At 57.6% G+C, this 12,549-nt stretch carries 12 protein-coding genes; 3 read left to right on the top strand and 9 right to left on the bottom strand.

Annotated features, from left to right (window positions below; all coding sequences use genetic code 11):
* Positions 1-21: 21 nt before the first annotated feature.
* Positions 22-1,413, top strand: coding sequence for a class II fumarate hydratase (gene fumC, locus CU100_RS05755; RefSeq protein WP_106715523.1), 1,392 nt, complete (start codon positions 22-24; stop codon positions 1,411-1,413).
* A 106-nt stretch (positions 1,414-1,519) separates the two neighbouring features.
* Complete coding sequence (locus tag CU100_RS05750; RefSeq protein WP_106715522.1) at positions 1,520-1,906, top strand: DoxX family protein; 387 nt, start codon at positions 1,520-1,522, stop codon at positions 1,904-1,906.
* A 60-nt stretch (positions 1,907-1,966) separates the two neighbouring features.
* On the opposite strand, the gene msrA is transcribed toward CU100_RS05750, so the two are convergent.
* From msrA to CU100_RS05720, 6 genes are all read right to left on the bottom strand, one after another.
* Complete coding sequence (gene msrA / locus CU100_RS05745) at positions 1,967-2,656, bottom strand: peptide-methionine (S)-S-oxide reductase MsrA (protein ID WP_106715521.1); 690 nt, start codon at positions 2,654-2,656, stop codon at positions 1,967-1,969.
* Between the two features lie 17 nt (positions 2,657-2,673).
* Entirely contained in the window at positions 2,674-3,168 is a 495-nt protein-coding gene (gene msrB / locus CU100_RS05740; RefSeq protein WP_106715520.1) for a peptide-methionine (R)-S-oxide reductase MsrB, read from the bottom strand.
* Positions 3,169-3,282: 114 nt separating this feature from the next.
* On the bottom strand, positions 3,283-3,981 hold the full coding sequence (gene hisG, locus CU100_RS05735; protein WP_106715519.1) for an ATP phosphoribosyltransferase: 699 nt from the start codon (positions 3,979-3,981) through the stop codon (positions 3,283-3,285).
* Positions 3,978-5,108: an ATP phosphoribosyltransferase regulatory subunit gene (locus CU100_RS05730; protein WP_106715518.1), complete on the bottom strand. Its 1,131-nt coding sequence runs from the start codon at positions 5,106-5,108 to the stop codon at positions 3,978-3,980. The genes hisG and CU100_RS05730 overlap by 4 nt, the downstream gene beginning before the upstream one ends.
* A 5-nt stretch (positions 5,109-5,113) precedes the next feature.
* Positions 5,114-6,628 (bottom strand): histidine--tRNA ligase, encoded by a 1,515-nt coding sequence (hisS, locus tag CU100_RS05725; RefSeq protein ID WP_106715517.1) that lies wholly within the window; start codon positions 6,626-6,628, stop codon positions 5,114-5,116.
* A 101-nt stretch (positions 6,629-6,729) separates the two neighbouring features.
* Complete coding sequence (locus tag CU100_RS05720) at positions 6,730-7,386, bottom strand: DNA-3-methyladenine glycosylase I (RefSeq protein ID WP_106715516.1); 657 nt, start codon at positions 7,384-7,386, stop codon at positions 6,730-6,732.
* A 186-nt stretch (positions 7,387-7,572) separates the two neighbouring features.
* Here CU100_RS05720 and CU100_RS05715 point away from each other — a divergent pair, with 186 nt between their 5' ends.
* A complete protein-coding gene (locus CU100_RS05715) occupies positions 7,573-8,361 on the top strand; it encodes a L,D-transpeptidase (protein WP_106716026.1) in 789 nt (262 codons plus the stop codon).
* Between the two features lie 85 nt (positions 8,362-8,446).
* Here CU100_RS05715 and glcF read toward each other — a convergent pair whose 3' ends face one another.
* The 3 genes from glcF to CU100_RS05700 are packed head-to-tail and all read right to left on the bottom strand — an operon-like array spanning position 8,447 to position 12,492.
* A complete protein-coding gene (glcF, locus tag CU100_RS05710) occupies positions 8,447-9,778 on the bottom strand; it encodes a glycolate oxidase subunit GlcF (RefSeq protein ID WP_106715515.1) in 1,332 nt (443 codons plus the stop codon).
* Between the two features lie 2 nt (positions 9,779-9,780).
* Positions 9,781-10,992, bottom strand: coding sequence for a glycolate oxidase subunit GlcE (glcE, locus tag CU100_RS05705; RefSeq protein WP_106715514.1), 1,212 nt, complete (start codon positions 10,990-10,992; stop codon positions 9,781-9,783).
* A gap of 3 nt (positions 10,993-10,995) precedes the next feature.
* The gene (locus CU100_RS05700; protein ID WP_106715513.1) at positions 10,996-12,492 is read right to left on the bottom strand and encodes an FAD-linked oxidase C-terminal domain-containing protein; all 1,497 of its coding nucleotides are present in this window, start codon (positions 12,490-12,492) and stop codon (positions 10,996-10,998) included.
* Positions 12,493-12,549: the final 57 nt, after the last annotated feature.

Raw genomic sequence — 12,549 nt, 5'->3', positions numbered from 1 at the left:
ATCCCACAGGAACAGTGAACGATGAGCCCTACGCGCACCGAAACAGACACTTTTGGCCCGATTGAAGTTGCCTCAGACCGATATTGGGGCGCTCAAACAGAACGTTCGTTGCATAATTTCAAGATCGGTGGCGAGAGAATGCCAATTCCACTCGTACGCGCCCTCGGTATCGCCAAGCGTGCCGCCGCCGAGACCAACATGGCACTTGGCAAGCTCGACGAAGTAATCGGCCGGGCAATCACAGTTGCGGCCGAGGAAGTCATCGAAGGCAAGCTCGACGATCATTTCCCGCTCGTTGTCTGGCAGACGGGTTCCGGCACCCAGTCGAACATGAATGCGAATGAAGTCATATCCAACCGGGCGATCGAGATGCTCGGCGGCACCAAGGGTTCGAAAAAGCCGGTGCATCCCAATGATCACGTCAACATGAGCCAGTCATCGAACGACACGTTCCCGACAGCGATACACATTGCCACCGCCGTTGAGGCCACTGAACGTCTCTACCCTGCGCTTGATCACCTGACAGAGGCTCTTGCCAAAAAGGAGAAGGCGTTTGCCGATATAATCAAGATCGGTCGCACCCATACGCAGGATGCGACGCCGGTCACACTCGGACAGGAGTTCTCCGGTTACCGGGCTGCGCTCGAATTCGCCCGCAAGCGCATCGAACAGAGCCTTGCCGACGTCTTTCTGCTAGCGCAGGGTGGTACAGCCGTCGGCACCGGGCTCAACGCGCCGGTCGGTTTCGATACGGGCTTTGCCGAAGCCGTTTCCGACATTACTGGGCTACCCTTCAAAACGGCTCCGAACAAGTTCGAAGCATTGGCAAGCCATGGTGCATTGGCGAACTTCCACGGCAGCCTCAATGCGCTTGCGGCGGACCTTTTCAAGATTGCGAACGACATCCGCTTTCTCGGCTCTGGTCCGCGTTCGGGCCTCGGCGAACTGAAACTGCCGGAAAACGAGCCTGGCTCGTCGATCATGCCCGGCAAGGTCAACCCGACACAGGCCGAAGCCTTGACCATGGTCGCCGCACAGGTGTTCGGCAACCACACAACAGTAACGGTCGCTGCGAGCCAGGGCCACTTCGAGCTAAACGTGTTCAAGCCGGTCATAGCACTGAATGTGCTTCAGTCCATCCGCCTGCTCGCAGACTCAATGGTGTCCTTCGCTGACAATTGCGTCGAAGGAATTGAGGCCGATGAGGTCCGCATCAAGGACTTGCTGGAACGCTCACTGATGCTGGTTACCGCATTGGCTCCCGCAATCGGCTATGACAATGCAGCCAAGATCGCCAAGACTGCGCACAAGAACGGCACGACATTGCGCGAGGAAGCGCTTGCCAGTGGACACGTATCAGCTGAGGATTATGACCGGCTCGTGCGTGCAGAACGGATGATTGCACCCGAGTGAGTTGGGAAAACACAGGACAGTGAACAATCTGTAGAGAAAATAGTGGCTTTGTTTGACAATCGAATTTAGCTATGGGAGGTCAACGCCAACCCGGAGAAAATCTCGCATGTCAAACAATGCTCTAGTCACGCTAATCAGCCGAATACTGCTTTCGATTTTGTTTATTCCGGCCGGTTTCGGCAAGCTCACCGCTATCGCGGGCACTGCGGGATATTTCGCCTCCAAAGGCCTGCCACTGCCAACAGTCACAGCTGTCATCGTTGGGCTCGTCGAACTTCTTGGCGGTCTGGCAGTTCTTGTCGGCTTTCAGACCCGCTATGCTGCAATCCTACTTGGCCTATTTACCATTGCCGCTGCATTTGTCGGTCATTTGGTGCCATGGGACATGGCGAACCAGATCAATTTCTACAAGAATCTTGCTATAGCCGGTGGTTTCTTCGTTCTCGCCCAGTATGGCGCCGGTGCACTTTCGGTTGACGCCAAGCGCGGCTGATCACCCTACACCGATGACATAAAGGCCGCGTCATGCGGCCTTTATTCTTGCCGGTGCGTTTTAGTTCGACGCCTTGGCGTCGCTTACCAGAACAGGCTTGTCCCGGTAAACTTGGGGGAACAGCTTGCTCAGGTTTTCAATCTTCGGCAAATCATAGTAGGCGATATAGGGCTGCGTCGGATTAATCGTGGCATAATCCTGATGGTAGGCTTCAGCCGGATAGAACTTTTCCAGCGACGAGACCTTCGTGACGATCGGGTCCGAATATACTTTCGCCTTGTCGAGTTGAGCGATGTAGGCCTTTGCGATCTTCTCCTGGTCGGCGCTTGTCGTGAAGATGGCAGAGCGATATTGCGTCCCGGAATCCGGTCCCTGACGGTTCAATTCTGTCGGATTGTGCACCACCGAGAAGTAAACCTGCAGGATCTTGCCAAGGCTGACGGCATCAGGATCGAAGGTCACCTCCACCGCTTCAGCGTGCCCGGTATCGCCGCCACTGACGGCCTCGTAACTGGCAGTCTCTTTCTTGCCGCCTGAATAGCCGGAGACGGCACTGGTGACGCCCTTCATGTGCTGATAGACGCCCTGCACGCCCCAGAAGCAGCCGCCGGCGAGAACAATCGTCTGGCTCTTGGCCGACGTCGTTTGATCGAGCGCAGGCGGTGGAACCATTGTGACGCTCTCACCGGCAAGAGCGTGACCTGGCGCCAGCAGGATCGCCGTCGCGAAAAGTAGTTGATGAAGTTTCATGGGATCTATCCTCCGGCTCAGGCGGCTGCGGGTTTGAATTTCAAGGCGACACCATTCATGCAGTAACGCAGACCAGTCGGCTTGGGACCGTCGTCAAACACATGTCCGAGATGGCCGCCGCACCGATGGCAGGAAACCGCTGTTCGAGACATGCCGAATGAACTATCGGAGTGCTCGTCGACCGCGCCCTTCATCGGCATCCAAAAGCTCGGCCATCCGGTGCCGCTATCGAATTTCGTTTCGGAATTGAAGAGTGGCAGATCGCAGCCGGCGCAGGCGAAAACGCCCTTGCGTTTCTCCTGGTCGAGCGGGCTGGAAAATGCTCGCTCCGTACCGTCCTGACGCAAGACCTCATACTGCTCCGGCGTCAGACGCTTTCTCCATTCGGCATCCGTATGCTCGACTTCGAACTTGCCTGCAGCGTTGGCATTGCGCGCTCTCGCGAGGCGCGCAGCTGCAAACGCACCAAGGCCTGCGATAGCACCGCCAAAAAGCGTTCGACGTGTCATCATGGCTGAACTCCCTGTGCCAGTGATACCGATTATAACCGGTCTCTGCAGGGAGATACGTAAGGATGGCCGCAAAGGTTACACAACCGGACCGGAATCACGGAGAGTTGATGAAAGTTAGATTTTCAATAAAGAACTCTCGATACGCCGCGACAATTCTTCGACCGAATTTTTCTCGGCTGTGCCACGGGAGGAAACGAGGCAAGCTTCCGATTTCAATATGATCCCGTCTTCAAGAATCTTGAGATGATTTGCGCGAAGCGTTGAGCCTGTCGTTGTAATATCCACAATGATATCCGCGGATCCCGATGCCGGAGCTCCCTCGGTCGCCCCAAGGCTTTCGACGATGCGATAAACCTGAATGCCATGCATCTGCGAGAAGAATTGCTGTGTCAGGCGCCAATACTTGGTAGCGATGCGCAGGCGGCGGCCGTGGCGCTGGCGAAAGTCAGCGGCGACATCATCAAGATCTGCCATGGTGGAGACGTCGTACCAGACGCCAGGCACTGCGACCACGACATCCGCCTGGCCAAAGCCCAGCCGGGCTTCGATCCGAACGCGTTCGTCGGCAGACGACAATGTCTCGCGGATCAGATCTTCACCTGTTATGCCAAGGTCAACACTGCCATAGCCGAGCTCACGTGCGATTTCAGAAGCGGAGAGAAACAGGATATCGAGATTGCTTTGACCCTTCACCTGCGCCCGGTAGTTCCGTTGGTCATTGGGCAGGATCACACTAAGCCCGGCGCTTTCAAGCACACCAAGCGCCTGATCCTTGAGCCGGCCTTTGGATGGAAGCGCCAATGTAATCGTCATTGCGCATCTCCCGCGATCTTCTCAAGACGATCGAGCCAGATCGAGAAACCGACGCCTGGAATCGATCCAACGGCGCCCAGCATAGTTAGAAGACGATCGTATCGCCCGCCACCGACGACCGCGCCGAGATCAGCATTTTTTACCGCGCGGGTCTCATAGACGAGACCCGTATAGTAGTCGAGCGGGCGGCCAAAAGCAGCGTCATAGATGATCGTCTCTTTTCCAAGGCCCGCCTCGACTATTGACGCGGCACGTGCTTCGAACTGCTCAAGCGCCGGACCGAGGTCGAACTCGTTGGCACGGGCGAAGGTCAGCAAATAACCGGCGGCAGATTGAAGCGGCACCCGGATAGCAAGAAAGTTCTGAAGAGCGGAAAAGGCCGCTGCAGGCAGGCGTATTGAAGCCAGCGTTGTTTTTTCGATCAGCCGTCGGGCGATCTCTGCGGGCGCGCGGCCTGCCGCCGGCGAGAGACCGGCGATCCGCATGTCCTGTTCGAGCTCTGTTGCCAGTCCGGCTTCGTCGCCTTGCTCCACAAGGAGGGCCAGGCGATCAGGCAGGGCGTCGTTCTGACGATCAGACGAAAGGCCGGCCAGCAAGCTCCTCAACTGACCTGGATTGCCAAAGGCACGCGCCAGTTTTTTCTGCCAACCCCGCGGCAGACCAAGCGCTGCCAGCACAGCCTCGAAAATGGCCTGGTCACCCAGTAAAGTTTCAAGCTGAGCCTTGGGGACGACGAGACGGACTGCAGCTATGGCATCGGCTAGCGACCGCGCATCGGCACGGGCACGATTGGCGTCGCCGAGGTCTTCGATGCCGGCCTGGAAGAATTCGTTTCCTCCCTCGCGGCGCTGCCGGAAGACTTCGCCCAGATAGGCGTAGCGTTTGGGGGTCGCGGCATTGCGTTCGATGTGGTTGCGGCAGACGGGAATCGTAAACTCCGGTCGCAGGCAGAGGCTTTGGCCGTTCTCGTTCTCGGTGAGAAATATACGGCGCCGCAGGTCCTCGCCTGCCATATCCAGAAACTGGTCAGCAGGCTGGATGACAGGAATATCGACAAGTTCCGCATTGCGGCTTGAGATCAATGCGGCAAGTTCACCGGAAAAAGCTGGGGCGCGCGAAGCGATCATCGCCGTTAAAGAGCCTTCATGGCGTTGACACGATCTTCCGCCTGCGCATCGAGTATCTTTCGGACCTCGACGACGAGATCGGTCTCCTTGGCGGTGATCTGCGCCGGGCGGCTCTCGCGCCAGGTCACATTATCCTCGATGTCAGCGGCGAGGCGCGCGCCCTCGACCAGATCCTTGATCTGTACTTCACCCAAATCTCGCTCTTGCGAACCCTGGATGATGACGCAAGGCGCGCCGCGACGATCGGCGTATTTCATCTGCGGCTTCATGCCGGACCCACCAAGATACATTTCGGCTCGGATTCCGGCCTGCCGCAGGTCCGATACCATTTTCTGATAGCGGCCAAGACTGGCTGTATCCCTGTCCATCACCAGCACGACAACTGGGCCGATATTGTCGGACGTATCAAGCTTGCCGAGGTTCTTCAGCGCTGTCATCAGCCGCGAAACGCCAATCGAGAAACCGGTTGCTGGGACCGGCTCGCTGCGAAAGCGGGATACAAGCCCGTCATAGCGACCGCCGCCGCCGACGGAGCCGAAAACAACCTTCTCGCCCTTTTCGTTGGTAACGTCGAATAACAGCTCTGCTTCAAAGACGGGGCCGGTATAATATTCCAGACCGCGCACAACGGATGGATCAATCTTGACGCGGCCTTCATACCCCGCGGCAGAGCAGAGAGCCTCTATGGTTGAAAGTTCGGCAACACCTTCCGCACCCTTGACGTTGCCGGTAACCACGCGTTCGAGACTGGCGATCGTTTCGCCGCCAGTTGCAGCGCCGGCTGATATGAAGGCTAGAACCTTCGAGATGGAGGTCTCATCAAGACCGGCGCCCTTGGTGTAATCTCCGCTTTCGTCCAGGCGACCTTTTCCGAGTAGTTCGGAAACGCCCGCGGCGCCGAACTTGTCCAGTTTGTCGATCGCGCGCAGTACAACGAGGCGCTTTCCGGCGCTTTCGTCGCCGCCAAGTCCGATTGCCTCGAGCACGCCGTCCAGCACCTTGCGATTATTGACGCGTATGACGTAATCGCCGCGCTGGATGCCCAGCGCCTCCATGACGTCAGCCATCATCATGCACATTTCCGCATCCGCCGAAACGGACGGCGCGCCGACCGTATCGGCGTCGAACTGCATGAACTGGCGGAACCGGCCGGGACCTGGTTTTTCGTTGCGGAAAACCCACCCGGCGCGGTAGCTGCGATAGGGTTTCGGGATACTCTCGTAATTCTCTGCCACGTAACGAGCCAGGGGGGCTGTCAGATCATAACGCAGCGACAGCCATTGTTCGTCGTCGTCCTGAAACGAAAACACGCCTTCGTTGGGACGATCCTGATCGGGGAGGAACTTGCCAAGCGCATCGGTATATTCGATCAGCGGTGTTTCAACCGGCTCGAAACCATAGAGTTCATAGACTTTGCGGATGTCTGCCATCATCTTTTCAGCAGCGCGCAGATCATCGGGCACACGATCCACGAATCCTCGTGGCAATCGTGCCTTAACTCTATCTGCCTTGGTTGCCATGATGCTGATCCGAACCTGAAATGTCTTGATTGCTGAAGCGGGTTTGCTCTAGCCGATCAGTGCATCAAGGGCAAGGATTGATGACGCCGCGCAAGGACCGACTATGATGGCAGCGCGGGACGTTTGAAGTCTTTACGGAGCTTTTCGATTTCGGTACGGCACTTGCAACCTTCGATGTGGTCGTTGACGAGGCCCATCGCCTGCATATGTGCGTACATCGTCGTTGGACCGACGAAACTCCAGCCACGCTTCTTCAAATCCTTGGACAGGCGGGTCGATGTCGGTGAGATGGGGTTTGCAACAAGCGTCTTGTAGTCGATTACCTTGGGCCGTTCCTCCGCCGATGGCTCGAAGGACCAGAAATAGGCGGCAAGCGAGCCCGTTTCCCCTACTAGTTCGATCGCCCGTTTGGCATTGTTGATCGCCGAGTTGATCTTGCCGCGATGGCGGATGATGCCCGCATTGGCAAGCAGCCGGTCGACATCGTTCTCGTCATAACGGGCGATGCGGCGATAATCAAAATTGTCGAAAGCATCACGAAAATTCTGGCGCTTGCGCAAAATGGTCAGCCACGAAAGGCCCGATTGAAATCCTTCGAGGCAGATCTTCTCGAACAAACGCGTGTCATCGGTAACCGGCCTGCCCCATTCATGATCATGATAGTGAACATATTCCGGAAGAGTGCCCGGCCAGAAGCAGCGGGTAACGCCATCCTCACCAGTGAGCAGGCCTGTCTTCACTGGAACATCATCTTGCATTTCGCCCTCCCTTTGCGCTTCATTCGTCGTTAACCAGTTTTGAAAACCGGCCGGTAACCAAAACAAATAGTTTCGGCGATCAATCGCATTTTATTGCCCGCGATTCACTTTTCTCTACCCCAGCGCAGGCAAACTCAATCCGAAAACTGACAAATCCTGTCAGCAGTGTTTTTCGAGAACATCCAGATGAGAACTGCCTTACTGCTTCTGACATCCTGCCTGGCGCTGGTCGCTGTTGCGGATGCGATAGCAAGCGAGCGATATGCAACAAGACCGCCCGTCGTCATGAGCCCAGACCTCACGGCGCCCTGGGTGATGCAATTGCGCCAGAGGCCTGTCGGAACGCCGGTCAACCAGCGGGGCTATGTTGTCTTCAGCGAGCCGTCGGCACGGGCAATCAAGCCGCGAGATCGCCGCGCAGTGCGCCGCTCCGTCGATGCAAATCCTTCACTTCGTGAAGTTTCATTTCAACGGCCCGAGGAGCCGACCGGTGATCCTCAACCAAAAAAGCGGGGGATGGACCCAAGATTCCTGCCCCAAACGGTCTCATATGAGGGGCCGGAGCAGCCGGGCACGATTGTAATCGATACGGCGCAACGGTTTCTATATCTGGTCGAGCCCGGCGGGACTGCACAACGCTATGGAGTCGGGGTTGGCAAGGAGGGCTTTGGCTGGTCCGGCACCAACACCATTACTCGCAAGGCAGAATGGCCTGACTGGTATCCGCCCGCGCAGATGATCGAGCGCGAGCGAAGAAAGGGACGCATCATACCGGCGCACATGGAGGGCGGCGTTGCCAATCCGCTTGGAGCGCGAGCACTGTATCTTGGCTCCACGCTTTATCGCATCCACGGCACCAACGCGCCATGGACGATAGGTCAATCTGTATCGAGCGGCTGTATTCGCATGCGCAACGAAGATGTCACCGATCTCTACGAGCGGGTGAACGTCGGCACCAAGGTCATTGTCAGATAGGCAACTTGGTCAGGTTTTGGGGGCCGGCACCGGGGGCGGTGCCGGGAACTGGGCAGGGGTTCGGTCGAATCCCTGCCCTCTTTACCTATTCAGCTGCCTCCCGGCATGATCTTGGCGCCAGCACATTTTCGGGCCTTGGGCCGCCATAGGCCCAGTCAAGCAGTTCCACCGTGTGAACAATCGGCAAGTTGGAACCGCTTGCGATCTGGGTGATGCAGCCGATATTGCCCGTTGCGATCAGGCTGGCACCCGTCGCTTCAATGTTCCTTACCTTGCGGTCACGCAGGGTCAGGGCAATATCCGGCTGCATGATGTTATAGGTTCCAGCGGAACCGCAGCAAAGGTGTCCTTCGGCAGGTTCCTTGACGATGAACCCCGCCGATTTCAGCAAGTCCTTGGGCTGGCGGGTGAGCTTCTGCCCGTGCTGCATAGAACAGGCTGAATGATAGGCAACGGCAAGGCCGGCAGGCTCTTTGGGCTTGGGAAGCTCCAGTGTGGTCAGGTATTCGGTGATGTCCTTGGCGATGGCCGAGACACGTGCAGCCTTGTCCTTGTAAGCCGGATCCATCCGGAGCATATAGCCATAATCCTTGATCGTGGTGCCACAGCCGGAAGCGGTGATCACGATTGCATCAAGCCCGCCCGCATCAAGCTCGCGGGTCCAGGCGTCAACATTCCGGCGGGCATCTTGAAGTGCCTCTTCTTCACGGCCCATGTGGTGCACAAGCGAGCCGCAACACCCCTCGCCGTTCGGCACTACGACTTCGATGCCAAGCCGCGTCAGCAGCCGGATCGTCGATTCGTTGATGCCGGGTTTCAGAACAGGCTGGGCGCAGCCAGTGAGGATGGCTACCCTGCCCCTCTTTGCCGCCGCTGGCGCGTGTGAACCTGGCTTGGCAAAGCGCGACTTCGGCGCTGTGATTTTAGGTGCGAGTTCAAGCATAGCGCCTATTGGCTTCAGTGCTGGCAAGGATTTGAACAGCGGCGCCAGAGGGCGGCCAAGCCTCGCGGCAGCGAGGGCAAAACGAAAGCGCCCGGGATTTGGCAGGACGAATGCCAGCAAAGCCCGCGTCAGCCGATTGATCACCGGGCGCTTGTAGGTTTTCTCAATATGAGCGCGGGCATTGTCGACAAGGTGCATGTAGTTGACGCCCGATGGGCACGTGGTCATGCAGGCAAGGCAAGACAGGCACCGGTCAATGTGCTTGACGACCTGTTCATCCGCAGCACGTCCGTTTTCCAGCATATCCTTGATCAGGTAAATGCGGCCACGCGGGCTATCGAGTTCATTGCCGAGCGTCACGTAGGTTGGACACGTAGCAGTGCAAAAACCACAATGCACGCATTTGCGCAGTATCTTTTCGGATTCCGCGACGCCTGGTTCGAGCAATTGTTCGGGGGTAAAGTTCGTCTGCACCTCTATACTCCTGCGACCATGCGGCCGGGGTTCAGTATCCCGCTCGGATCGAATTGCTGCTTGAGCCGCTTCGACAGCGCTGCCAGCGGCGCAGGCTGCGGTTCGAAGACTGGCAATGCGGCACGCACGCTCACCGACGCCCGGACGAGAGTGGCATGACCTCCGCCGTATTTGCGGATCAGTGCACGCACAGCTTCGGCTTCGGGTTCGCCCTCCATGCGCAGCCACACGAGTCCACCTTGCCAGTCATAGAACGCATCGACCGCAGCACCCATGCGCAAGGATGCGACGAGCTTATAAGCTTCCATCGGTACCATCGAAACGCGCCAAACCGGCCGCTCGGTGCCGTCGGCAAAGGGAATGACATCCCTGACTTCCCGCCAGAGCCTGCGCGACGTTTTGCGGGAAATCTCATGAATGGTTCCGGCCGACGCCAAAAGGCCTTTCAGCATGATAGCACGATCATTGACTGACGGAGCAAACCCCTCAAGGCGGAGCAAAGTTGCGGCTTCCCCCGTGAGTTGACCTTCGATGACGCGTGGGGCGACATTTGCAGGAAGATGAGCGGCGGAGGCGACTTCGCCACTTGAGCCCATTGCCATTGCCATGGCACGCGCCGCTTCATCATCGGTGAGTCCGCGCACCACGAGCGTGGTTTCGGTTTCCGGCGCCGGCAGGACCTTGACCGTGATTTCAGTGGCAATACCGAGCGTGCCCCAGGAACTGGCCATGCCCTTGGACAAATCGTAGCCCGTCACGTTCTTGACGACCCGGCCGCCGGATTTGAATAATTCTCCTCGCCCCGAGACGACACGCACCCCCAACACATGATCGCGTGCCGAGCCATATTTCAGCCGGCGCGGTCCGCACAGATTGGTTGCAAGCAAGCCGCCGAGACTTCCCTTGCCCGAAGGCTGCGCCAGAAGCGGACCGTAGTCCATCGGCTCGAACTGGAACGCCTGACCGTTGGCCGCGAGCAAGCTCTCAAGTTCAGCGATGGGCGTGCCCGCTTTTGCGCTCAGAACAAGTTCATCCGGCTCGTAGAGCGTCACACCGGAATAGCTTGACAGCGCAATCGTATGCTCCGTCTGCAATGGCCGGCCCAGAAGGCGCTTGGAACCATGGCCTATCACTTCAACCGGCGCATTTTCGGAGAGCGCCCATTGGACAGCATCGACAATCTCGCCCTCGGTTTGTGGAGAAAATATCGTCAAAGTCTAGAATCTCGGAATGTCAGGGAATGGCAATTTCCCGCGATGGACATGCATGCGGCCAAGCTCGGCACAGCGATGCAATTGCGGAAAAACTTTGCCAGGGTTGAGCAGGTGTTTCTCATCGAAGGCGCACTTGACGCGTATCTGCTGATTGAGATCGACGTCATTGAACATCACCGGCATGAGATCCCGCTTTTCCACGCCGACTCCGTGCTCGCCTGTCAAAACGCCGCCAACCTCAACGCAAAGTCGCAGAATGTCGGCGCCGAATGCCTCGGCCTTTGCTAATTCTTCCGGCACATTCGCATCATAGAGAATGAGCGGATGCAGATTCCCATCGCCAGCATGGAATACATTCGCCACCCGCAGACCGTATGTTTCCGACAGGCGCCGCATGCCTGCCAATACCTTCGGCAGTTCCTTGCGCGGGATCGTGCCGTCCATACAGAGATAGTCCGGTGAAATGCGTCCGACGGCAGGGAAAGCAGCCTTGCGACCTGCCCAAAACACCATGCGCTCTTCTTCGTTCTGCGAGACCACGCACGTCGACGCTCCGTTCTCGCGCGCGATAGTCTCCACCATGTTGATCAAGTGATCGACCTCGACCGATGGGCCGTCGAGCTCGATAATCAGCAGCGCCTCCACTTCCAGCGGATAGCCTGCATGCACGAAATCCTCGGCCGCGTGTATCGCGGGGCGATCCATCATTTCCATGCCACCAGGAATGATACCGGCTGCAATGATATCTGCGACGCACTTGCCGGCCTGCTCACTTGTAGGAAACCCGACCATCAGTGCACGGGCGGTGGTTGGCTTCTGCAGTATGCGCACGGTCACCTCGGTGACGACGCCAAGCAATCCCTCTGAACCCGTCATCAGGCCAAGAAGATCATAGCCTTCGGTGTCGAGATGCTTGCCGCCGAGCCGGATCACTTCACCGCTGATCAACACCATCTCGAGACCAAGCACATTGTTGGCCGTAAGACCGTATTTCAAACAGTGAACGCCTCCGGAATTTTCCGCGACATTGCCGCCAATCGAACAGGCGATCTGAGAGGAAGGATCAGGCGCATAATAGAACCCCTCATGCTCGACCGCCTTGGTGATGCCGAGATTGGTTACACCGGGCTGCACGACCGCGACACGATTGGGATAGTCGATCTCCAGTATCTGATTGAAGCGCGACATGACCAGCAGTACCGCGTCTTCGAGCGGCAACGCACCCCCGGACAGGGAAGTGCCGGAGCCGCGCGGCACAACCTTCACATTGTTTTCATGACAATATTTGAGGACTTGCGAAACCTGCGCAACAGTTTGCGGCAGAACCACCACGAGGGGCAATTGTCGATAGGCGGTCAGAGCATCGGATTCAAACACCCGCATTGCATTGGTGGCGTCAACGACACCCTCGCCGGGGACGATCGTCTTCAAAGCCGCAATGATGGCCTCGCGGCGTGCCATGGTTGCGTCGTCGGCCTTAGGCATCAGTAGTCCGGACATGAACCTTCCCGTACGCTGCTAGTCCAACCTCTGGTGGTATGACATTATCAAAGGACA

The sequence above is a fragment of the Phyllobacterium endophyticum genome (genome assembly GCF_003010935.1).
In the GTDB taxonomy this organism is placed as follows: Bacteria; Pseudomonadota; Alphaproteobacteria; order Rhizobiales; family Rhizobiaceae; genus Phyllobacterium; species Phyllobacterium endophyticum.
This window is presented reverse-complemented; position numbering and strand designations above follow the sequence as displayed.

Excerpts from the sequence above, each read along its gene's own strand:
- fumC (WP_106715523.1), top strand. The coding sequence starts at position 22 with ATGAGCCCTACGCGCACCGAAACAGACACTTTTGGCCCGATTGAAGTT.
- CU100_RS05750 (WP_106715522.1), top strand. The coding sequence starts at position 1,520 with ATGTCAAACAATGCTCTAGTCACGCTAATCAGCCGAATACTGCTTTCG.
- msrA (WP_106715521.1), bottom strand. The coding sequence starts at position 2,656 with ATGAAACTTCATCAACTACTTTTCGCGACGGCGATCCTGCTGGCGCCA.
- msrB (WP_106715520.1), bottom strand. The coding sequence starts at position 3,168 with ATGATGACACGTCGAACGCTTTTTGGCGGTGCTATCGCAGGCCTTGGT.
- hisG (WP_106715519.1), bottom strand. The coding sequence starts at position 3,981 with ATGACGATTACATTGGCGCTTCCATCCAAAGGCCGGCTCAAGGATCAG.
- CU100_RS05730 (WP_106715518.1), bottom strand. The coding sequence starts at position 5,108 with ATGATCGCTTCGCGCGCCCCAGCTTTTTCCGGTGAACTTGCCGCATTG.
- hisS (WP_106715517.1), bottom strand. The coding sequence starts at position 6,628 with ATGGCAACCAAGGCAGATAGAGTTAAGGCACGATTGCCACGAGGATTC.
- CU100_RS05720 (WP_106715516.1), bottom strand. The coding sequence starts at position 7,386 with ATGCAAGATGATGTTCCAGTGAAGACAGGCCTGCTCACTGGTGAGGAT.
- CU100_RS05715 (WP_106716026.1), top strand. The coding sequence starts at position 7,573 with ATGAGAACTGCCTTACTGCTTCTGACATCCTGCCTGGCGCTGGTCGCT.
- CU100_RS05700 (WP_106715513.1), bottom strand. The coding sequence starts at position 12,492 with ATGTCCGGACTACTGATGCCTAAGGCCGACGACGCAACCATGGCACGC.